The organism is Alistipes sp. (genome assembly GCF_048465635.1).
Taxonomy (GTDB): domain Bacteria; phylum Bacteroidota; class Bacteroidia; order Bacteroidales; family Rikenellaceae; genus Alistipes.
In genome coordinates this window covers 52,705-75,327 of the sequence record NZ_DBFWLF010000004.1, presented here as the reverse complement: position 1 = coordinate 75,327, position 22,623 = coordinate 52,705, and the positions used below count along the sequence as shown (strand labels likewise).

Here is a 22,623-nt window from a genome sequence, read left to right as displayed (position 1 = left end):
CATGCCTTTTCGGATATGACTGAGGGTGTGCGGAATAGTAAATTCAGGCAGTTTCAAAGCGCAAACCCCGCCTGCAAACGGGTTGCGGGCGGGGTTCGGCAGGGAAATCGGCTCGGTGTCAGAGGCGTTTCAGCCCTTTGGTCTGCGCTTTGTCGGCAACCTCCTCCACACTGACGGCATAGCCGCCGCCGGGGGCGACCGTCTGCGTCAGATGCGACCGGGAGGTGACCACCACCCGGCGGATCGTATAGGCCTGCGGGTTGGTCCGGTAGTGGGCGTCGGGCGCATCGGCATAGATGGTGGCGATGTAGCGCTTTTCGGGATCGAGGAAATCGAAAGCGATCGTCGAAAGGTGTCCCGCTTCGCCGGCCGTGGAACCCACAAACCAGCGGCCCGTTCCCTTCGCCTTGCGGGCCACGGTGACGTATTCGCCCGGCTCGGCCTCCAGGTAGCGGCTCTCCGACCAATCGAGGGCGACGTCTTTAATAAATTGGAACGCATCCGGGAAACGCTCGTAGTTCTCGGGCAGGTCGGCGGCCATCTGCAGCGGCGAGGCCATCGTCACGTAGAGCGCCAGCTGGTTGCAGATCGTGCAGTTGGCATGCGAGGTGTTCGCAGGGTTGATCTTCGAGACGTCCATCTCGAACAGTCCGGGCGTATAGTCCATCGGGCCGCCGATCAGCCGCGTGAACGGCAGCACGCAGACATGACCGGGCTTCGAACCGCCGAACGCCTGGTACTCCGTACCGCGGGCCGACTCGTTGCCGATCAGGTTGGGCCACGTGCGGCAAAGTCCTGTCGGGCGCACCGCCTCGTGGGCATTGACCATGATCCGGTACTCGGCGGCCTTCTCCAGCGCATACTGGTAGTGGTTGACCAGCCACTGGCTGTAATGGTTCTCCCCGCGGGGGATGATCGGACCCACATAACCCGATTTCACGGCGTCGTAGCCGTTCGCCCGCATGAAGCGGTAGGCCGTATCCAAATGGCGCTCGTAGTTGCGCACCGAGGCCGAGGTCTCGTGGTGCATAATCATCTTGACCCCTTTCGAGGCGGCGTAGTCGCGGATCGCTGCCACGTCGAAATCGGGATAGGGGGTCACGAAGTCGAAGACGTAATCTTTCGAGTTGCCGAACCAGTCCTCCCAGCCGACGTTCCACCCCTCGACCAGCACGGCGTCGAAGCCGTTTGCCGCGGCGAAGTCGATGTAGCGTTTGGTATTCTCGGTGGTCGCACCGTGGCGGCCGTGCGGCTTGACCTTCGAATAGTCGGTCACGCCCAACTGCACCGCCGGCAGGTCGGAGGTGTAGGACCAGTCGCTGCGTCCGGTGATCATCTCCCACCAGATGCCGATATATTTGCAGGGTTTGATCCACGACGTATCGGCGATCTTGCACGGCTCGTTCAGGTTGAGCGTCAGGCGCGAGGCGAGGATGTCGCGGGCGTCGTCGCTCACGATGACCGTCCGCCACGGCGTGGTGCAGGGAGCCTGCATATAGCCCTTGTCGCCCTGCGAGTCGGGCGTCAGCCACGCTTCGAAGACGAAATTCGTGTCGTCGAGATTCAGGTGCATGCAGGGGTAATTGACCAGCGCCGCCTCGTGCAGGTTGATGTAGAGGCCGTCGTCGGTCCGCAGCTGCAGGGCCGTCTGCACGCCGGTCGGCGAGAAAGAGGTCTGCGCGAGGTTGTCCGTGATGGAGTGTTCCATGCACCCGCGAATCTCGGACAGACGCGAGCGGGTGTAGTCGTACTCCTGCGTGTCGTAGTCGCCGGGGATCCACCAGGCGATGTGGTCGCCCGTCATGGCGAACTGCGTGCGCTCCTCGCGGATGACGAAGTAGACCAAATTGGGCTGTTCGGGGAACTCATAGCGGAAACCCAGCCCGTCGTCGTAAAGGCGGAAACGCACGACCATTTTCCGGTCGGTCGCCTTTTGCCGGAGCGTGACGGCCAGCTCGTTGTAGCGGTTGCGGATCGAAGCCTGCTCGCCCCAGACGGGCTGCCACGTCTCATCGAAAGAGGCGGTATCGGCCGCAGCCACTTCGAAACCGTCATACAACGACGTTCCGGGGTCGGCGGTTCGTGTCGCATCGCCGGCCGCAAACTCGTTTTTTACGCGGCTCCCTTTCAGCTCGAAGCCCAGGCGGCTGGGACGGATCACCTCGCGCCCTTTGTAGGCCAACGCGTATTGCGGAACGCCGCCGTCGGCTATTCCGAAGGTCATTTCGAGGTTGCCGTCCGGCGAGGTCAGCGTCTGGGCCGGCGCGCACCATACGGCGAAAGTGCCCAACAGGGCGGTCAGGTAGTTCTTTATCATGGCAAGTAGCTTGAAGTTCAGATGAAGACAAATCTACGAAAAATTCCGGAACGCTCAGCACGGCAACGCACGATTCGGGAACGTTTGTGCTATTTTTTTTGCCGTTCGTGCCAATTTTCCTATCTTTAAGACACTTTATCGGATCAGCACCTACTCGCTCAACCACTACGGAGGAGCGATGTTATTATATATAGGTATACTAAACTTATCTGCCATGAAAAAACTTATCAGTTTCATCCTGCTGGTACTGCTGCTGCAGACCGGCTGCGGTCCCGATCGGACAAGAGACCTATTCCAGGACGCCGAAACGCTGATGGCGTCCGCACCCGACAGCGCGCTGCGCCTGGTGGAGAGCATCGACCCTGCCGCGCTCCGGAGCTGGGCGCTGCGGGCACGCCATGCCCTGCTCCGTTCGCAGGCGCTGGACAAGAACGGCATCGACCTTCGGAGCGATTCCGTCATCGCGCCCGCCGTGGCGTACTACACCCGCCACGGCAGCAAGCGGGACAAAGCCTACATGTACTACTACCTCGGGCGCATCCGCAACAACGCGGGCCAGGTCGGCGAAGCGGCCGAAGCGATGAAGGCCGCCGAGAAATACGCCCGCCCCATCGGGGAAACTTATCTGCTCGGGCTGATCTATAATTGTCAGGCGAATTTATACTTTTCCCAATATAGTCTCAAGGAAGCGTTATCCATGTGTGAAAAGGCCGATAGTTGCTTCCGGCTGAAAGGGAAGGTCGTATTTTCTGGATATATGTTACAGGCAAAAGCCAAAACTTATGCATTAATGCAGGATTATCAAGCATCGCAGAAGGAATATTTGAAGGCCCTTAAGATATTTGATAGCATTAATAATCGTAATCAAGTTTGCTTGATATCGAGCAGTATTGCTTATCAAATGAAGCATGATAAAGAAATTTCAACAGATTCAATAAAACATTTTCTTCATAACATTTATGCCCGACACACTTCCGGCATCATACCAAATATCGATTATCCAATTTGGGCAGATATTTATTCCAGGGAAAATAAAATCGATTCGGCTAGGCATTACTATAAATTAATTGACAAAAAACAACTGAGATCGGCAGATCACGAATGTGCTTTACATGCTTTGCTCGGGAGGCTTGAAAAAACGTCTGGGAATTTTCTCGATGCATCAATGCATTGGGAAAAAGCCTACTCTTTATTGGATTCGATCACGCGTTACGAAAAGGAGAATCTGATTCAGCGCATCGAACAGCGCTATGAAAATAAGGAGTTACAGCATCGCAATGAGGTGCTTCATCTGCGAAACCGGTCCTATATCTACTTCGGTGCGTTGATCCTGACCGTGCTGCTGAGCGGCTTCGTATTGCTTCTGCGCCGCAGGCAGGAGATTATCCACCGGCAAGAAGAGGAGAGCAAAAAACGGGAAGCCTATCTCGAAGCCCTCAACGAAAACTACGAAGCGCTGCAAGCCCGGTACGACGAGTTTATGAAGAGTGCCGACAGCCGTTCCGAAGCGGAGGAAAACCTGATGAAAGCGGTCGAAAAAAGATTGACCGACATGAAACGGCTGTTAGGGATCGCCTACACGGGCAACTGCAATCCGCAGGTCTTCTATAACGCGTTCAAGGAGTATGCGACCAGCCTGAAAAAGGATGAACACGCCTTTACCGACCTGCGATACATCATCAACAAACGGTACGACGGAATCGTCGATTACCTCATTCAGCGGTTTCCCAAGTTAACCAATTCCGAAGTCAATATGCTCTGCATGCTGCTTTATGGATTCCCGTACAATTGCATCCGGTTGATCTTCAACCACGACAATACAGACAGTCTCTACTCCCGTCGGAACAAACTTCGCGAAAAACTGGGCCTTCCTCCCGGCACGGGCAAGAAGATCGAAAAATACCTCTTCCAATGGGCGGAAGAGCTTAAAGCGGAAAAAGAAAAATCCGCCGAGAGTGAAAATTGAACACAATAAAATATTGAATATTTGTATTTTGAATTTAAGCAGGTTTGGAGTTCAGATTTTAGAATTATAAAATACTGATAATCAGCATAATTTATTAAGCCAGATTAGATTTCAAAAGACCGAAATAAGCATCTTTCGGTCTTTTTTTGTCATATCTTTGTGACAACAAATTAATATTTAGACCTTATGAAAAAGTGGTTTATCGTATCTCTCTTATGTCTTATCGGATCAAGTGCATCCGCAAAAACGGACGGAGATATTTCTCGTCTTGAAATGCAGATAACGGATTTAATGACCCCTGCTGGAATTGAGCAGATGCGTTCCGTTACCTGGTACGCGGAAGGATGGATCGACTACGGGATGAACTGCATCGAGATCGAGACCAACGAGGGGATCGGTACGGCGAGCGTCGTCGTCACCAACATGTATGGACAGGCAGTCGCAAGCGCGACGATCGATCCCGCCGTAAGCACTTACGTCATGCTGCCCCTCCCGGCAGCTGGGGAATATCGGTTGACCGTGACGGGAACCGAGTATCTGGGAGAATGCAACTTCACCGTCGAATAGGGAACTGAGGCGGAGCGGACGGGCGCGCAGTCGCTCGCCGGTTAGGGCCGCCTAAATACCCTGTTCAGGGGCATGGATGGCAAATCCGGAAGCACGGAGAATTCCGTTCCGGGACTGGCGTTCCGCCCTGCCCGAATCCGGGAAGGAATTTCGATTCCTTCCCGGATTTTCTTTCGGTACTGCATATTTTTTGTATTTTTGTCCAGGTCCGACCGAACGGATGGCAAACAGACAAAAAAACGATGAAAAGAAGCGCCTTCACGCTGCTGTTGCTGATCGGGTGTACCCTGGCCGCAGCGCAGGAACCCCTTCCGCAGGCAACGCCCGCTAAGAGACACTCCTCCGCGCAACCGGACGGCGAACGCTCTCTGCTCCGCCGCACGGAGTTCTACACGCCCGATTCGCTGGCCATGGAACCCGAGCTGTTGGAACGCCTGCGCAACATGCCCAACATCGAAGTCGGCAAGGGAATCACCTTCCGTCCCAAAAGCAACTGGTTTGAGCTGACGATGCGCTTCCGCATGCAGAATCTGCTCGCGCTCTCGTTCGACGACGATTTCACGCTCAAAAAGACCGAAGCGCGGGTCAAGCGCCTGCGTTTACGCTTCGACGGCTATATCTACTCACCCAAGCTGGTCTACTCCATCCAGCTAGGCTTCACCTCCTACGACACCGAGCCGCTGCCCGACGGGGATATGAACATCGTGCGCGACGCCATCGTCTACTACGTTCCCAACGCCACCTGGAACATCGGCTTCGGCCAGACCAAGATCAAGGCCAACCGGGCGCGCATCAACTCCTCGAGCGCCCTCCAGTTCGTCGACCGGAGCATCGTCAACAGCGAATTCAACCTCGACCGCGATTTCGGCTTCTTCGGCGAGTACAACTTGCGGCCCGGCGACGGCTTCAATCTGTCGGCCAAAGCGTCGGTCACGCTCGGCGAGGGGCGCAACTGGGGCAGTTCGTCGCACGGCGGGCTGGCCTACACGGGGCGTCTGGAACTCTACCCGCTGGGACGGTTCAAGGCCAAGGGCGACGTGATCGAGGGCAACTACGAATACGAGGAGCGGGTCAAGATTCTGCTGGCCGGAGCCTACTCCTACAACCAGAAAGCCTCGCGCCTGAAAGGCCAGCGCGGAGCCATCATGCCCGACGACGCAACCCGCAACCTGGGTTCCTACTTCGCCGACTTCGTACTCGAATACCGGGGCTTCGCCTTTTATACCGATTTCATGGGCCGCAGCTGCGACCGTCCGCTCTTCAGCCCCGAAACCGGAGCGTTCGTTTACAGCGGCAAGGGTCTCAACCTCCAGACCAGCTACCTCTTCGACCGCAAGTGGGAGATCGCCCTGCGCAATTCGACGCTCTTTCCCGAGCGCGAAATCCAACCCTTTGCCGGCTACCGGCGCTGGAACCAGACCACGCTGGGCGTGACCCGCTACATCATCGGCCACAGCCTCAAGTTGCAGGCCGACGTTTCGTACAACGCCTACACCCGGCTGACGAACCCCGACCTTTACAACGGCTGGCAGATTCGCTTCCAGCTGGAACTGGGGCTTTGACGAAAAATCCCGGCCTCGCGGTCGGGATTTGTTTTTCAGAGGATTTTCAGCGCGATCCGCGCACACGCCTCGGCATCGGCCAGCGCGTTGTGGTGATTCAACAGATCGAAGCCGCAGGCGGCCGAAACGGTATGCAGCTGGTGGTTGGGCAAGCAGCGACCGAAGACGCGGCGCGAGGCGCGGCAGGTGCAGTGGAACGTATAGCCCGGGTAGGGCATCCCGTACAACTCGAACACCGCCCGCAGACACCCCTCGTCGAAGGGCGAATTGTGCGCCACGAGAGGCAGCCCCTCGATGCGGGGCGCGATCTCGGCCCATACCGCGGCGAAATCGGGCGCATCGGCCGTATCCTCATACGTCAGACCGTGAATGGCGGTGGTGAAACGGCTGTAAAAGTTGGGCCGGGGCCGGATCAGCCGGTAAATGGCATCGGCCACCTCGCCGCCGCGCACAATGACCACCCCCACCGAGCAGACGCTCGAGCGGCGGCCGTTGGCCGTTTCGAAATCTATGGCTGCAAAATCTGTCATCCGGAATCCTTTTCGCGCGTCAAATATACGCAATTTTGCCGCACGGCGTATCCTCCGAACGCAAAAAAGCTCCGCCTATTGCAGGCGGAGCCGATCATAAAGGGGTAAGTCCCCATCAGTGCAATGCGCAGTTGACTGCAGGCGGAGCCGGTCCGAAGAAAAGGGGAGGGGCACTCCCCTACCACTTCTCGCCGCCGATGGCCGCCCAGTCTTCGACCTGCGCCCGTGCAGCCCACGCCTTCCACGCGGCGGCCAGTTCGGCCGTCAGCTCGGGATAGCGCGCCGCCAGATCGCAGGTTTCGGTGCGGTCCGTCTCCAGGTCGTACAGTTCCCAGGCCCCGTCCGTCGGATAGCTGCGCAGCGTGCGCCAGCTGCCCGGGTATTCGGCCACGAGTTTCCAGCGGCCCCGGCGGACAGCTTTGTTCCCCTCGTGCTCCCAGAAGAGCATGCGCGTGGTGTCGCTCACCTCCGCATCGAACGACGCGGCAAAACTGCGCCCCTCGATGGGGATGGTCCGCTGCCCGCGGATCGAATCGGGGTAACTGCCTCCGGCCAGCTCCAGGAAAGTCGGCATGAAGTCGGTGATGGCGAACACCCCGTCGCGGAATCCGCCCCGGTCGGCGATGCGGTCGCCCCAGCTGACGATCATCGGAGCGCAGATGCCGCCCTCGTGCACCCAGCTCTTGTAGCGTCGGAACGGCGTACAGGAGAGGTGCGCCCATTGAGGACCGTAACTGCCGTAGGTATCGTCTGCCCCGAGCGGCAGGCCCGGAATGTCGCCCGAGCGGACGGGCCGTCCGTCGCGCGTCGAGTTGGGGATCATTCGGTCGCCCCAATGCTTTCCGGTCCGCTCGACCGTGTTGTGCAGGTGGCCTTCGTTCGAAGCGCCGTTGTCGGAGAGAAAGACGATGAGCGTATTGTCCGCCACCCCCTGCCGGCGCAGTTCGGCGACGATCTCGCCCACGCCCGCATCCATCTGTTCGACCATCGCGGCATAGACCTCCATGCGCATCTGCTGCCACGCCTTGTCGGGTTCGTCCGCCCAGTCGTAGCACTGCACGTCCTTCTCGGGCAGCACGGCGTCCGCGGGGAGCACGCCCAGCCGGCGCATCCGCTCGAAACGCTCCACGCGCAGCGAATCCCACCCCGCCGCGTAACGGCCGCGGTACTTTTCGATGTACTCCGGCCGCGCATGCAGCGGATAGTGCGGAGCGGTGTAGGCGACGTAGAGGAAGAACGGCTCCTGCCCCGCGGCCATCTCGTCGATGAAGCGCCGCGCATGCTCGGTAATCGCCTCCGTATAATAGTAGTCCCCCGAGGCGCGGACGGGCGTGTTTCCGTCGTAGAGACATTTCGGGTCCCAGAAGCTGCCGTGGCCGCTCAGCGTCCCGTAGAAGCGGTCGAATCCCCGCTGCATGGGCCACTGGGAGCGGTCGCCGCCGGGACGGGTGTCGTTGGTCACGTGCCACTTCCCGGACATGGCGGTCTGATAGCCGCACGCCCGCAGCCCCTCGGCCAGCGTGACGGTATTGGGGGCCAGCGTGCCGTGGTAACCGGGATAGCCGCGGTCGACGACCATGTGACCCACGCCCGCCAGATGGGGCGTCAGGCCCGTGAGCAGGCTCGCACGCGACGGGCAGCTGCGCGCCGTGTTGTAGAACTGCCGGTAGCGCAGGCCGTTGGCGGCGAGCGAGTCGATATTGGGGGTGGCGATCTCACCGCCGTAGCACCCCAGATCGCTGAATCCCAGGTCGTCGGCCAGGATCAGTACGATGTTGGGCCGCTCGTCGGCCCGGGGTTTTTCCGCACAGCCCGTCAGCGCCGCCGCACCCGCGGCAGCGGCTCCGGCCAGACAGAGGGTTCCGAATCGGGTAGTATTCATAGTTCGGGGATAAAAAGGGAACGGACGTTGCCGCCCGCTCCCAACGGTTGATTATTTCTTCTCGATGACCGTAAAGTTATCGAAATAGAAGCGGCAGTTACCCTCCAGACCCTGCACTTGTATCTTGGTCTCGCGGGTTGCCCCCTTCAGCTCGACCACCACGTGATGCCAGTAGCCTCCGTTGGTGTAAGCGCCGTAGTCGCCGCAGTAGAACCACTGGGTCCGCTTGTCCTCGCTCAGGCGGGTGTAGGTGTCGTTCTCGACCTTCGTGTAGTGTCCCGAGATCGACTCGATCTCGCCGCCGCCCGCGTAAACGGCCAGCCAGGTCTTACCCTTTTCGGCCGCATTCTTGTATTCGAGGATGTCGAATTCGACCACGACGTCCATCACGCCCTCGCCGATCGCCTCGAACGCGGGCGAAACGATGCCGCCGGGCGTTCCCGCGATGCCGCAAACCAGCATGCCGTCGCGGACGTAGGCGTTGTTGTTGACCGGGCTGGTCCAGCCGTACTTCATGTAGTCCTTGTCATCCCACTTGTCGTACTTGGTTCCGTTGCTGCCGAGTTTGACCGAAGCGGGGATCTTGGTGTCACCCGGCTCGGGAATTCCGCCCCGGTCGCCGTCGCCCGCACTCCACTGGAAGTCGTCCTCGATAATCACCTTTGCAGGCAGTTCGCCCGACTGGGTGAAGACGACCGTCTGTGTGAGATCGCCCGCGGCGAAGACTACTTCGGCCGTCCGCTCGCGTCCCGTCTCGTTGAGCGTCCGGGCCGTCACGGTGATGCCGTAGGGCAGACCCGAACCGTTGTACTCGACCGTAGGCGTTACGCTCACCCAGTCGGCCTCGCACGACGCGGTCCACGGCAGGTTGCTCTGAATGACGCACGCACCCGTCGCGCCTGCGGCGTTCTCGATCTCGTAATTGTATTTTCCGGCGACTTCGAGCGTCTTCAAATAAGGCTCGACCGCGACATTCACCTCGCGGCTGCCGGCCACGGCTCCCTTGACGGCCTTGCCGATCAGAATATTATCCAGCAGGACACGGCCCGAAGCCTCTTTGACGTCCTTTCCGAACTGGATCTGCGTGGCGGAGGTCGCCCCCTCGACGATGATCCAGTATTTGCGCCAGCCGTAGTAGTTGAGTATCTCCACCTCGGTCTCCGCAGCGCCCTCCTCGCCGATGGTTCCGGCATTGAGCACCTTGATCGTCAGCGGCTTGCCGTCAGCCTGCAAATTCTCCGACGCATAGGTAGCGCCGTAGAACGACACCAGAATATCGGTCGGCTCGTCGCCGATGCGGCTCAGCGCCGGCGTGATCAGCGCCCCCTGCGCCGAGGTCGTACCCAGGCAGAGGAATCCCTCCTGCCGCGCCTGCGCCGAGGTGCGCTGCTCGCTCTTGACATAGCCCAGCGTCGTAAAGTCGGGAATCAGATCGACGGTGAAGTAGTTGGGTTTCCCCGTCGGGGAGCCTGCGGCGGTCATCGTGGGCCAGCCGCCTCCCGTGGTCGAACCGTTCTTCCACCGCTCGGAGCGGCCGATCCAGTTCAGGTCGTCCTCGAAATAGACTTCGCGCGTCTCGTCCGAGACGACTTCGAGCGGAACTTCAAGCCGGATGTAGCGCGCGCGAACGAACTGCCCCGCCTCGTCGGCCACGTAGGAGCAGCAGGGCTCGTCGGCGAACGCCACGTAGCTGAACGTGCGGTCGTCGGTAGTCGTGACGGTGAATTTCAGGCCGCCCGTAACGGTGAAACGGCCCACAGGAATCTGCAACGATGCGCCCCGGGCGATGTCCAGCCCCGCATCGGCGCACGTGACGGAGAGTTTCCGACCGCTGCGGTCGAGGATCAGCCGCCCCCGATCGGTAACGGTTCCCTCCGCCGTCAGATAGCCGTCGAACTGCGCCTCCTCCGTAGGCTCGATGACGATCTGCGCCAGGGAGGTTTCGGCAAAAGGCTCGAAACGAAGCTCCAGCACCGGAAAGAGGTTCGAAAAGCGCAGGGCGATGGGCCGCCCGGTCAGCGCCGCGGTCTTCGCATGGCCGACCAGCACGGGTTTGGTAAGGTTCCGCCCGGCAACGATTTGCTGCTCCTCGGGCAGCGAGAAGCCGAAGCGTGCCCCGTCCATCTCCGTATAGCCATCGTCCGCCGGTTTATAGGGCCACAAGGCGAAGAAGCTGCGTTCGCCCACGACCGATTCATTCCAGAGGATCGGCGCGGCGACCGGGCTGAGGTAGCCGAACGAGGTCGTCTCCGTGAAGCGGTAGGGCACGTTCTTCACGTAGGGCGTGCCGTCGATCATCGCCGTGATGCCGACCTCGTCGCCCGCCTCCCACATCGTCACGCCGTCGGCCAGCGAGGCGCGGGTCTCGGCGGGCAGTTCGTCGACAGCCGCCGCGAACTGCGCGTTACCCACGACCGCCTGCGGCTGCGGATCGTCGGTCTTGTCGTCGGAACACCCCGCGAGGAGCGCCGCAACACAGCATGTAAGCAAAAGTGTTCTCATATTCGGTTGAAGATTTTAATGTTTCAATTCGGTCGGTCGAACAGCCGTGCGGCCGAAACGACTTCGAACGTGATGCGCCGGTAAAGCGCCTCCTTGCCGCCGGGATCGCCGTTCTCGTAGAGGACGCCGACCGACCCGTCGGGCAGGCAGACCAGATCGGAATAGGCCGCGCGGCCGGGCCACACGCCGACGAAGCGGTTCCACGTGCGGCCGTTGTCGCGGCTTATGCCGATCGTCAGATTCTCGCGTTTACGCGAGCGGGGATTCGAGAAGAGCAGTGCGTGCGGTTTGTCCCCGGCGGGGGTGTAGCTGAGCAGGCTGCCCTGACAGCGCGGTTCTATCAGCTGCGTCTCTTCCCAGGTCTCTTTCCACGTCGCTCCCCCGTCGGCGCTCACAGCACACAGGCGCAGCGAATCCGCGCGGTCGTAGTGACGCATGTTCAGCATCAGTTTCCCGTCGCTCAACTCGGCCACCGTACTCTCGTTGCCGCCCGGCTGCGACACGGCTCCGAGCTGCCACGTCGCGCCTGCGTCGTCGGACCAGATCAGGTGAGAGGCCGAGGCGATCGTACCGTCCTCCTCCACCCACTTGTGGTTGGCCGGGACGACCAGCCGCCCCTTGTGCGGGCTTCGGGCCTTCTGGATGGCGTGGCAGGGACCCGTGGCGTACCACGTCCACTCCGGGCGCTTGACCGCGGAGGTGATCTCCGCGGGGCGGCTCCACGTCACCCCGTTATCGTCCGAGCAGAGCGAGTAGACCCGCCGCGTGTCGGCGGCCCGGCCCGCTTCGATGTCGCGTTCGTGGTCCCCGCCGCGGTTCCAGCAGGCGAGCAGCACGATGCGTCCCGTCTCGCGGACCACCACCGGTGCGGGATTGCCGCAGGTATTCTCCCCGTCGTCCCACACGACGATCAGTTCGCCCCATGTCCGGCCGTTGTTGGTCGAGCGGCGCACCACCAGATCGATGTCGCCCTTGTCGGCCACTCCGTCGCGGCGCGCCTCGGCAAAGGCCAGCAGCGCCCCGTCGGCGGCCCGCACGATCGCGGGAATACGGAAGCAGGCATACCCCGCATCGCCGCTCCGGTAGACGTCCGTTGCCGGGCGGTCGGCGCGGCTTCCGAGTACGGAGCAGAGCGCAAGAGCGGTCAGGATAAGTCGGAACATGGCTTACGGGTTATTTTACACGGTTGAAAAAGTCGATCTCCTCCAGCTCGGCCCTGAGCGCGGCGTACTCCTCCTCGGTGAAGGGCGCGAGGGGCAAGCGGCACGAACCGCAGTCGACGCCCATCAGCTTCATGATGGCCTTGCCGCCGCGTACGCCGCCGCCGTGGCGGACGATGACCTCGACGATCTTCACGGAGTACTGCTGCAGGCGGGCCGCAGCGGCGATATTCCCGGCGCGGAACTCCCCGATCAGGCGGTTGTAGACCCGAGCGGCATAGTTGTAGGTGCTGCCCACGGCAGCTACCGCACCGAGCGAGAGACCGCAGAGCAGAATTTCGTCGTAGCCGTGCAGCACTTCGTAGCGGCCGTCCTCGAGCATCAGGCATTGGGACATCTCCATGAGGTTGTTGTGCGTGAACTTCACGCCCGCCAGCGTCGGCATCGCCCGTCCGCCCAGCGCCAGGAACTCGGCGACGGGGACCGACACGCCCGACATGGAGGGCATGTTGTAGTAGTAGAACGGCAGCGCGCAGCTGTTGGCGATCGGCGTGAACCACGCCACCAGCTCCGCGGCGGTCTGGGGCTTGAAGAAGTAGGGAGCCATCGCCCCGATGGCGTCGGCGCCCGTCCGCTCGGCGTGCTGCGCCAGCGCGATTGCGTCCGCGGCGCAGTTCGACCCCACGTGCACGATGACCCGCAGCCGTCCGGCGGCCGCCGCGACCCACGCCTCGGCGAGCGCCATGCGCTCGGCAACGGTCAGCGAGGCCGATTCGCCCGTCGTGCCGCAGATGAAGACCCCCTTTACGCCGCTTGCGGCGAGCAGGTCAGCATAGAGTTTGACGGCGACGGTGTTGAGCGACCCGTCGGCCGCCATCGGAGTGAAAGGAGCGGCGATCAGGCCCTCCAGTTTGCGTTTCTCAACCATTTTCGTTTCAGTTTCGGTTTTTATAAATAGTCAGATTATCCGTTTTTTCGGCGCGGCTGCCACCCGTCAGGACGCTTACCGCATACCCGATGACGAAGCAGGCGATGAATCCCGTGGTCGAATAGAGCAGCAGGTTGACCCACTGGAACTGCGTGACGAGGGTCTGCACCGCCACGCTGCCCACCAGTCCGCAGAAGGCCCCGATGGCGTTGGCGCGGCGCGTGACCAGCCCCAGCAGGAACAGGCCGCCCAGGCCGCCCAGCAGGATGCCGAGGAACTTCGAGAACTCGTCCCACAGCGATTTGATGTCCCACGAAGCCATCACCACGGCGAAGAGGATGCCCACCGTGCCCAGCACAAAGGTCGCCCAGCGCGCCACGCGGAGCATATGCCGCTCGTCGCCCGCAGGCCGCACCTTGCGGTAGATGTCCGTCACGAAAGCCGTGGCGGCGGAGTTCATGCTACTGCTGAGCGTCGACATGGCCGCGGCGAACAGACCGGCGATGACCAGCCCCAGCACGCCGCGCGGCAGCGTGGTGCTCATGTACCACGGCAGGATGGCGTCCGAATCGGCGATCGACATGCTCAGCTGCTGGGGATTGAACTTGTAGAAGGCCCACAGCGCCGTCCCGAGGAAGAAGAAGAGCAGGCTGGCGGGAACCGTCAGCGCGGCGTTGGTATAGACCCCCTTGCGGGCGGCGCGCTCCGAGTCGGTCGTAAGGTAGCGCTGCACGATGGTCTGGTCGGTTCCGTAGGTGGTGATGTTGGTGAAAACGGTGGCGATCAGCACGGTCCAGATCGTCGGCTGGCGCAGGTCGAAGAACGACTCGCCCAGGCTGAACTTGCCCGCGTCGCCCGCCGAAGCGAGGATCGTCGAGAAGCCCTCGGGCAGGCGGAACGCCACCGAGCAGACCACCGCGACGGCCGCGCCCAGCAGCACCACGACCTGCACGGCCTCGGTCCACACGACGGCCTCGATGCCGCCCATAAGCGTATAGGCCAGGCTCAGCACGCCCATCAGGCCGATGCAGAGGTAGATGTCGATGCCCGTGACGATGTTCAGCGCGATCGACGGCAGCAACAGCACGACGGCCATGCGGCCGATCTGGAAGAGCATGAACGAGACGCTGCAAACGACGCGGATCGCCGCGTTGAAGCGCAGTTCGAGGTATTCGTAGGCCGTGGTGACGTTCAGCCGCCGGAAGAACGGGATGAAGACCCCGACGATGAGCGGCACGACCAGCACGATGCCCGCATTGAAGAGCAGGTAGCTCCAGTCCGTGGCGAACGCCTTGGCGGGAATGGCCATGAAGGTGATGGCCGAGAGGCTCGTGCCGAAGATGCTCAGCCCCACGACGAACCAAGGAATGCGGCCGCCGCCCTTGAAGTAGTCGCCCGTCGATTTCTGGTTGCGCGAAAAATACCAGCCGATCCACGCCAGCGAGAGGAAGTAGAGGACGATCACCACGATGTCGAGCCACCCCATACGGTGCAGCGTCGATTCGACCTTGCCGCGCAGCACGACGGGCGTGCGCACGCCGGGCTGCGTCTCGCCGCTGGCGATGAGCACCCCGTCGCCGTCGCTCACCGCTGCCGTGGTGACGGGCAGGATGAAGTCGGCCTTGTCGACCGGGTACTCCGTCAGCGTGCCCGTCACCGTGTGGTAGAGGCGCAGGGCGTTGTCCGGCGTGGCGGCGTCGTGCGACTTGCCGCCCAGAAAGAGGATATGGTTCACTCCGAACGGTACGGCCGTGCCGGCCATGACGGGGAAGTCGCCGTCGAGACGATACCAGGCGTTCAGGCGCGGATTGTAGCGGTAGCCGTCGCGGTGGATGGTCCACGGCTCATCGCCGTCGTAGTCGCGGCCGCTGAAGAGGTAGAAGCAGTTGTCCATGCCGTCGCTCTGCGCCGCGGCCACGGCGTAACCGCGGGCGGGCCCGGGCCATGCGGGCAGCTCGCGCCACCCCGCGCGGGGATTCGACGTATCGAGGACGAAGAAGCGCCTGGAGGCGCGGGCCGGGTTCATCCCTTCGTTGCCGCCCGCCACGTAGACCTTGCCGCCGACCAGCGCGCCGGCCGCGTTGGCCAGCGGCACGGGAAGCGGCGGCCACGCCGTGATGCACGGTTCGCCGTCGGCCAGCGAGAGCAGGAACACCTCTTCCATCGCGCGCTGCGCGTCGCAGCCGCCGATGCAGAGCACCCCTTGGGGCAGCGTCACGCTGACGCCGTAAGCGACCGGCCGCGGCAGCGCCCCGGGAAAGGTCTGCCAGCCGGAGGTTTCGTCGTAGAGGTACACATCGTCGTACCACCGTTTCGCGCCGCCGTCCTGCGGCAGGGCATCTGGGAAGTTGGCGCCGCCGGCGATGACCAGCCGCCCGCCGGCCCGCCCGGCGAAGACTCCCGCCAGCCCGCGATGGGCGGCGGCGGAATCCTGCGCGGGGAGCCGAAGGGAGCTGTCCCACGCCACGGCATCCGTCTCGGTCAGCGGCGTGGTGATCTGGCCGCGTCCGGCAGCAGGCGCAGCTGCAAGCACGCCCCAGAGTAGGTATTTTAAGATGGGTTTGAACACGTCGGGATCAGTTTCTGGGTTTTCGGTTTTTGTTCAGGTAGATCGTATAGAGCTTCAGGTGGTCGGCGATGGCGCGGCGGTAACCCTCCTCGTCGCGGCGCTGGATGTACTCCAGCAGATGCTTGTGGGTCACCAGCTCGCCCCGCTCGGCAAGCTCCTTTTCGATGGGTTCGAAGAAATCGCGGAAGTTGTCCTTCACGAAATCCATCACGGGATGGATCACCTGCTGGAACTCCGAAATGATGTCGTTGCCCGTAATTTCGTAGAGCTTGGCATGGAAATGCACCTCGCTCATCGGGGTGTAGCGGTTCACCCCGATGATCTCCCCCATCTCGACGATCCGCTCCAGCTCGGCGATATCGTCGTCGGTGACGTTGGCGAAGATGTAGCCGCTGATGCCGATTTCGAGCGCGATGCGGAACTCCAGCAGGTCGAGCACCGTGCCGGAGGTCATCAGCAGCGGATTGACGCAGCGCCGCATGCCGCCCAGGATCGACGGCTCGGAGAGGATCATGCCCCGCTTGGTGCGCGTCTCGATCATTCCGGTCATCTTGAAGCGGCTCAGCGCCTCGCGCAGCACCGTGCGCGCCACGCCCAGGGCGTTGGCCAGCTCGGCCTCGGGCGGAATGCTGCTGCCCGGACGCAGGCCCTGCTCCTTGAAGTACTGGATGAGACTCTCTTCGACCTGGTCGACCAGCGTCGTGTGGGTTTTGTTGATTTTCAGTGTGCCAAGCATAACTTCGGATTTTTCAGATTTGTCTGATAAAATTACGAATTATTCGGCGTCCGGCCAAATGTTCAGGGCCGTAATTGTTTGGTATACATACGCCCGAAACGGTCCGTCACCCGGATTTCGATCGGAGAGTCCGCGGCCGAAGCGACCGCCGAGAACATATGCGGCGTCTTTTGCGGGTTGGTCGACGACTTGGTTCCCTCGCCCGAGGCGGCATAGGCCGTCGCCATGAAACGCAGGTAGGCGGGGTCTTCGCGCAGCTCGTGCTTCACAGGGAGCGACACATTGTTCTCCAGCACCTCGACGTCCCACGCCTGGTCCCAGTCCCAGACGTTGACCAGAATCTCGTTCTCCACGCTGCGATCCTTACACGGCTCGGCGTTCATGTCGTAGGCGGTGAACTGCACGTCGGGCTCCACGTCGCAGCCGCGGTAATGCCAACTGATGCGCGTGCCGTCGACCTCGTAGACGGCGAACCCGGCGGGCGACCCGTCCGAGGCGGCGCTGAACGGCTGGTCGTCGCCGTTGAAGCCCTTGATGTTGTGCCACAGAGCGCCGCAGACCGAACCGACGTTGTGCTCCGTAAGAAGCGGGTTCCCCGGATAGACGGCCGTGTGGTTGTTGTGCCAGTGGCCCGAAAGCACGTGGACGCGGTAGCCTTCGAGGCAGGCGACTAATTTGTCGCGGTTGGTGAAGTTGTTGAGCGTATTGACAGGCAGCGCGCGCGAATTGATCAGCGGAGCGTGCATCCAGACGATGACCGGCGTGGATTTGTCGACCCCGGCGAGGTCCTTTTTCAGCCATTCGATCTGTCGGTCGGAGACTTCGACAGCGTAATTGGTCTGGCCGACAATGCCCGGCATGCCGCCCGTGTTGATGTACTTGATGTTGTCCAGCGCCACGTAGTGCACGGCTCCGATATTGAGCGAGTACCACGTCGGGCCAAGCTCCTCCCTAAAGGCGTGTTCCGCCTCGGCGTCGCCCGCGCAGTAGGGATCGTTGTCGTGGTTGCCCATGATGTGGAAGAACGGCACGCCGAACTGCCCGATCAGCTCCTTGTACTCCTTCAGCCCGAAGCGGCGCGAGTACCAGAACTTGTCGTAGACCATGTCGCCCAGCGAGACGCTGTAAATCTTCCGGCCCGCGTACTCTTCGATTGCCCGGCGGTAGGCCGGGACAAAGGTGTCGCTGCAGCTTTTGAGCGAACTTTGGGGCACGACCTTGCGCGTCTCGTTGTCGATCTGGATGTCGGCCGAGACCAGCAGCACGTAATTCGACTGGTCGGCCTCCATGAGCGGAAAGTCGTAACGGTCGCGCTCCGGCTCGAACAGCGCCCAGAACTGCGGGACGCACCCCTCGACGGGCGCTTCGTAACCGGCGGGCAGCGAGACGAAGAGCGTCCCCGCCTTGCGCTCGGATTTCATGGCGTAGACGCCCGCATCATCGGTCCGCACGATCTCCGCCCCGTCCGAGACGGCAACGCCCGCAAGGGGTCGGTCGCCGCAGTAAACCCGACCGTAGGCGTTCGTGCCATCGGGCAGTTGAGCGGGGTCGATCGCCGGGAACGGAGTGACGGTGATTGCGGTCGTCCCGAGCAGCTGGCTGTCGCTGCCGCGGCGGCAGGTGATCGTCCACTCGCCCGAGGTCATCGCCTCGTCCAAACGCACGACGATTCCCTCCTCCGTGACGACGGTTTCGGCAGCGGCGAGCGTTGCGGCGGCCTGACTGAAGAGGATTTCATCCCCTTCGGCGAAGCCCTCGCCCGCGAGGGTCATGCGGTCGCCCCTGTCCAGCAGATAGCTCTCTCCGATCCGGACGTTGCGCACCAGGCGGAAGATGTCCACCTCCAACCGCGTCGTACCGAGGTACTGGGTCTTGTCGCCGCGGCGGCAGTAGATGCTCCACGCACCCGTTACGATCTCGGGGGTGATGACTACCGTGATACGGGTCGGCGTAATCTCGCTGACGGTGACGGGAAACTCCTCCGAAGAGGCGTCGGCCTCGGCGCGGCTGCCCTGCTTGAAGAGAATCTTGTCCCCGTCGGCAAATTCGAGCATGCGGATCTGCATCGGTCCGGCGAAATCGAGCGCATAAGCCTCGTCGACAAGCGCCACGACCAGCTGCGGCTCCGGCGCGGGCGCGGGCTGCTCGTCGGTCTCGGAGTCGGAGCAGCTTCCCGCAAGAAGCGCTCCGACGACGAGAACCGTGGTCATGATCCAGGAAAGTTTCAGGAACTTTTTCATAGTTTCGGGTCGTTTTATTTGATCTCCACGATTTCGATGCTGCCCAGGCGGTTGGTTCCGGTGGCCACCACCTCGCCGCCGCGCTTGGCATTGACCTTCGAGGCGCAGCGGAAGAGGATCACCACGTTCTCCTTGCCTTTCATGGCGTCGGGCAGGCGAACGCTGTACGGCATCAGGTAAGGCGTGTAGTCGAGTACGGGGGCGTCGTAGGTCGCCACATCGGCGAACGCGACCCCGGTGAGGTCCTCGGCATCGCTCTCGGCCCACTGAATCTTCAGCTCGCCCGGTCCGCCCAGCGAACTGGTCGTCGAGAACGACAACCAGAGGTCGCCCGTGGCGTTGCGCAGCGCGTTGGTCCGCAGGATGAAGCCCTCGCCCGAATCGTGTACGTTCGAGAGGACGGAGCCCGTGCCGTTCCACCAGTTCATGGCGTTGAGCGACAGGTAACGGTTCTCGTCCGAGGCCGCATACTTCTTGGCGTGGTCGTAGCGGATGGCGGCGCTGAGCCAGTACATGCCCGAGGTGATCTTCGTGCCGTCGACACTCGACTGAGGCGCGATGCCGTCGTTCTCCCAGACGCTGTTCCTGAGCGAGAAGACGATCTGCGTTCGGTCGCCGCCGTCGTTGCCCGCCTCGAACGCCGCCTCCGTGCGGGTCACGTCGCGCCACGGACCGCCCTTGACGAGCGTCGTGGCCGTGCGGTCTCCCGTCGCGGGCAGCTTGTCGTCGTCGCTGTCACGCAGCTGGATCACCGGCTCGCCGCCGAACATAGTGACGATGCCGCGCAGTGCGCCCCGTCCGGCGGGAACGTTTTTCGAAAGGGCCTGCGTGAAGTCGCACGAGAACAACGCTTTGGCAATCCGGCCCGTCCGGTCGCGCAGCAGCTGCGGGTAGAGGTGGAAATCGGTGTAGGTCGCCTTGTAGGCCGCAGGCACGTCGTTCTTCCACAGCTCCTCGACCTTGTCGATCGACTGCGCCGCCACCTCCCAGTAGTTCGTGTAGCAGCCGTAGGTGAAGACGAACTCCACGGGATCGACCGCAACGAGCGTGTTGACCCACTTGTCCAGGTCCGAAAAGTCGGGCCGCGCCACGGCCAGCCGGCTCGCAGGCTCCTCGCCTCTGGCCATGACCACCGAAGCGGGGAAGTCGCAGATCGCCAGATTACCCTCGGCGTCGCGGCGAAATTCAAGGCCGCAGACGTGCAGCGACAGATGGCTGCCGCAATCGTACCACCCGGCGCGGTCCGCAGGCGGATCGAGGAAATCCTGCTTGTCCTTCAGGAGAAGCTTCAGGCCGCGGCCGCTCCCGTCCTGCACCCACAATACGCTGTCGGGCAGGTTCTTGTGCCGGAAGTCGGAGATTACCCAGCCGTCGACGGCGTAGTTGTCCTCGATCTCCCAGGCGCCCGATCCGTCGAGCGACACCTTGTCGAGCAGCTCGGCCACGGTGATGTGCTCGGCGCGTTCGTACACGTTGTCGCCGGCCCGCTGCGTCACGGGCAGGTCCACGTAGTGCGTGCCGCCCGTCATGCGGAAGCGCACCGTACATTCGCGTTTGGGCTGACCGGTGTTGTCCGCGAAGAGGAACTGCTGCGAGGTCGGGGTCGTCTCGCCGAGCGTCAGCCACGTCACCGGCCCCTCGCCCGCGGCGGGGCGGATGTCCGCCTCCCAGTCGAAATTGGCCGTCACGTTGACCACCACGGGCGTGCCCTGATAGTCGGCCCGGATGTGGTTCGAGAGCAGGTCGAAGCGCATTTCGGGGGCAGCGCCCTGCTGCCGGACGCGGATCTGCCCCACTACCCCGCGCTCGGTCACGATGTCGAGCGTCGCCGTGCGGTCGTAGGCCCGTTCGAGCCGCGCGACCTTGAAGGTAGTCTTGCCGTTGTCGTCGCCGAAGAGCGGCCACACGTCGAGCCACTCGCCGACGCCCTCGGGCACGGCGATCTCCCAGTGGCCGCACTGCGAGTAGAAAGTTACGTCATGCGCGCCCCCGGCGGCCGGCAGGACGTACGTGCCGTCACCGTCGCGGAACGCCACCTCGGTCGAATATTCGGTCTTGTCGTCCGAGCAGCCGGCGGCGAGGGCCACCGCCCCCGCGAAGACCGTCAGTCTGAGTATATCACTCCATTTCATACGATTCGGATTTTACGTTTCAGCGGTTTGCGTTCTCCAGTTCGACGGCGCGACGGCTCCACCACACGGGCGTTCGCATGTTGTCGCCGCCCACGCCGGGATAGGCCGCGCGCAGGTAAGCCACCTCGGCGGCGTAATGGTCGGCATTGGTGGAGATGGTCGTCTGTCCGTAGAGCATGCGCGTGGGCAGGATGCCGCCGTTGACCTCGGCAGCACCGCCGCCGATCACCAGCTGCGGATACCCCGTGCGGCGGTAGTCGTTCCACGATTCGAAGCCCTGCATGAACAGCGAGACCCACTTCTGCTCGATGATCCGTTCGAGCGTACCGTCGAAGCGGACCTCCGAACCTGCGCCGTTGATGAATTTTTCGAGGTCGGCCGGAGTGATTTTCGGGTTCCACTGGTTGACCGACGCCGCGATGGCCTCTTCGTAATAGCTCTTCGCTGCGGCTTCGCCGCCCGCGATGTAACCCTGCAGCGCGGCCTCGGCAAGGATGAATTTCACCTCCGAAGCGGTCATGAACCAGGCCGGAGCGTCGTAGGGCTTCAGCACCTTCGTATTGAGGTAGACGCACCCCGTGCCGTCGGGATCGACCCAGCCGCTCGGCACGCCCTTCGCCTCGTCGCCCGGCTGCGTGGTCCACACGCTGCGGCGCGGGTCGTAGGTCTTGTAGAGGCGGTCGACGAAGCGCTCGCTGCACTTGTGCGACGAAGAGGTGAAGTTGCCGTCGGTCATGCCGCCGAACGGGCCGCGGAAGGGAACCACGCCCGAAAAAGCGATCTTCGCATCGTCGGCCGCGGAGGTGAATATGGGGTAGACGCCCGGATTCTCGACGATGATCTTCAGCGTCTCCAGGCCGATGCTCTCGGGCCGGTTGCTCAGCCGCAGACAGAGGCGCAGGCAGAGCGAATTGGTGAACTTCTTCCACTTGGCGATGTCGCCGCCGTAGAGCAGGTCTTTGGCCGGAACGAGCAGCGACTGCGAGGTTACGTAGAGATCGTTGGCCGCGAGCAGCTCGCCGATCAGCCCCTCGTAGATGTCGCGCTGGCGGTCCATCCTGGGCTGCGTGACGCCCTCCTTGATGCGCAGCGCCTCCGAGTAGGGAACATCGCCGTACATGTCGGTCAGGATGGCGAAATACATCACTTTGAGCGTAATGCCCATCGCTTCGAGGTTCGGTTCCTCGTACTTGCGCGCCTGCCGGACCACGTCATCGGCGTTGGCGGCATGGGTGTAGAACGTGTTCCACAACGTTTCGAAGATCGAAGCCGGGAAACGATACAACGAGTAGCGGGTGCTGTTGCCCACGTCGACCGTGTACTGCATGATCTCGCTGTGGCACTGCCACGAACGGTGCTGGAGGTCGGAGGCGCTCGAAGCGATCAGGTCCTCGATCAGGGTGATGGGGTCCGTATCGCCCTCGCGGGGATTCTCGGGATTGGTGTTGTACTCCTCGAATTTGCCCGTGCACGACGCGAGCACGGCAAGCAGCGCAAGGAGCGGATATAAGACGATCTTTTTCATGGGTCGC

The 22,623-nt window shown here is 62.2% G+C and carries 14 protein-coding genes; 3 read left to right on the top strand and 11 right to left on the bottom strand.

The window, feature by feature from the left end; all coding sequences use genetic code 11:
* Positions 1-118: 118 nt before the first annotated feature.
* Complete coding sequence (locus ACMO9O_RS00340; RefSeq protein ID WP_418981630.1) at positions 119-2,317, bottom strand: glycoside hydrolase family 97 protein; 2,199 nt, start codon at positions 2,315-2,317, stop codon at positions 119-121.
* A 214-nt stretch (positions 2,318-2,531) separates the two neighbouring features.
* Here ACMO9O_RS00340 and ACMO9O_RS00335 point away from each other — a divergent pair, with 214 nt between their 5' ends.
* The 3 genes from ACMO9O_RS00335 to ACMO9O_RS00325 all read left to right on the top strand — a co-directional run bounded on the left by ACMO9O_RS00335 (position 2,532) and on the right by ACMO9O_RS00325 (position 6,412).
* Entirely contained in the window at positions 2,532-4,283 is a 1,752-nt protein-coding gene (locus tag ACMO9O_RS00335; protein ID WP_418981629.1) for a hypothetical protein, read from the top strand.
* A 315-nt stretch (positions 4,284-4,598) separates the two neighbouring features.
* Positions 4,599-4,850, top strand: a complete 252-nt coding sequence (locus tag ACMO9O_RS00330) for a hypothetical protein (protein ID WP_418981628.1) — start codon at positions 4,599-4,601, stop codon at positions 4,848-4,850.
* A gap of 242 nt (positions 4,851-5,092) precedes the next feature.
* Complete coding sequence (locus ACMO9O_RS00325; protein ID WP_418981626.1) at positions 5,093-6,412, top strand: porin; 1,320 nt, start codon at positions 5,093-5,095, stop codon at positions 6,410-6,412.
* A gap of 35 nt (positions 6,413-6,447) precedes the next feature.
* Here the strand turns inward: ACMO9O_RS00325 and ACMO9O_RS00320 are convergent, their stop codons facing one another.
* The 10 genes from ACMO9O_RS00320 to ACMO9O_RS00275 all read right to left on the bottom strand — a co-directional run bounded on the left by ACMO9O_RS00320 (position 6,448) and on the right by ACMO9O_RS00275 (position 22,616).
* Positions 6,448-6,942 (bottom strand): 3'-5' exonuclease, encoded by a 495-nt coding sequence (locus tag ACMO9O_RS00320; protein ID WP_418981625.1) that lies wholly within the window; start codon positions 6,940-6,942, stop codon positions 6,448-6,450.
* A 178-nt stretch (positions 6,943-7,120) separates the two neighbouring features.
* On the bottom strand, positions 7,121-8,824 hold the full coding sequence (locus ACMO9O_RS00315) for an arylsulfatase (RefSeq protein ID WP_418981623.1): 1,704 nt from the start codon (positions 8,822-8,824) through the stop codon (positions 7,121-7,123).
* A 51-nt stretch (positions 8,825-8,875) separates the two neighbouring features.
* Entirely contained in the window at positions 8,876-11,326 is a 2,451-nt protein-coding gene (locus ACMO9O_RS00310; protein WP_418981622.1) for a BACON domain-containing protein, read from the bottom strand.
* Between the two features lie 23 nt (positions 11,327-11,349).
* The gene (locus ACMO9O_RS00305) at positions 11,350-12,489 is read right to left on the bottom strand and encodes a sialidase family protein (RefSeq protein WP_418981620.1); all 1,140 of its coding nucleotides are present in this window, start codon (positions 12,487-12,489) and stop codon (positions 11,350-11,352) included.
* Between the two features lie 10 nt (positions 12,490-12,499).
* Complete coding sequence (locus ACMO9O_RS00300; protein WP_418981619.1) at positions 12,500-13,414, bottom strand: dihydrodipicolinate synthase family protein; 915 nt, start codon at positions 13,412-13,414, stop codon at positions 12,500-12,502.
* A gap of 7 nt (positions 13,415-13,421) precedes the next feature.
* Positions 13,422-15,983, bottom strand: a complete 2,562-nt coding sequence (locus tag ACMO9O_RS00295; protein WP_418981618.1) for a sodium:solute symporter family transporter — start codon at positions 15,981-15,983, stop codon at positions 13,422-13,424.
* Positions 15,984-15,990: 7 nt separating this feature from the next.
* Complete coding sequence (locus ACMO9O_RS00290; protein WP_418981617.1) at positions 15,991-16,719, bottom strand: FadR/GntR family transcriptional regulator; 729 nt, start codon at positions 16,717-16,719, stop codon at positions 15,991-15,993.
* 62 nt (positions 16,720-16,781) lie between these two features.
* Positions 16,782-18,959 carry a calcineurin-like phosphoesterase C-terminal domain-containing protein gene (locus ACMO9O_RS00285; protein WP_418981616.1) on the bottom strand — a complete coding sequence of 726 codons (2,178 nt, stop codon included), beginning with the start codon at positions 18,957-18,959 and terminating at the stop codon, positions 16,782-16,784.
* Positions 18,960-18,973: 14 nt separating this feature from the next.
* On the bottom strand, positions 18,974-21,091 hold the full coding sequence (locus ACMO9O_RS00280) for a DUF5689 domain-containing protein (RefSeq protein ID WP_418981615.1): 2,118 nt from the start codon (positions 21,089-21,091) through the stop codon (positions 18,974-18,976).
* A gap of 19 nt (positions 21,092-21,110) precedes the next feature.
* On the bottom strand, positions 21,111-22,616 hold the full coding sequence (locus ACMO9O_RS00275) for a SusD/RagB family nutrient-binding outer membrane lipoprotein (RefSeq protein ID WP_418981614.1): 1,506 nt from the start codon (positions 22,614-22,616) through the stop codon (positions 21,111-21,113).
* Between the last annotated feature and the right edge of the window lie 7 nt (positions 22,617-22,623).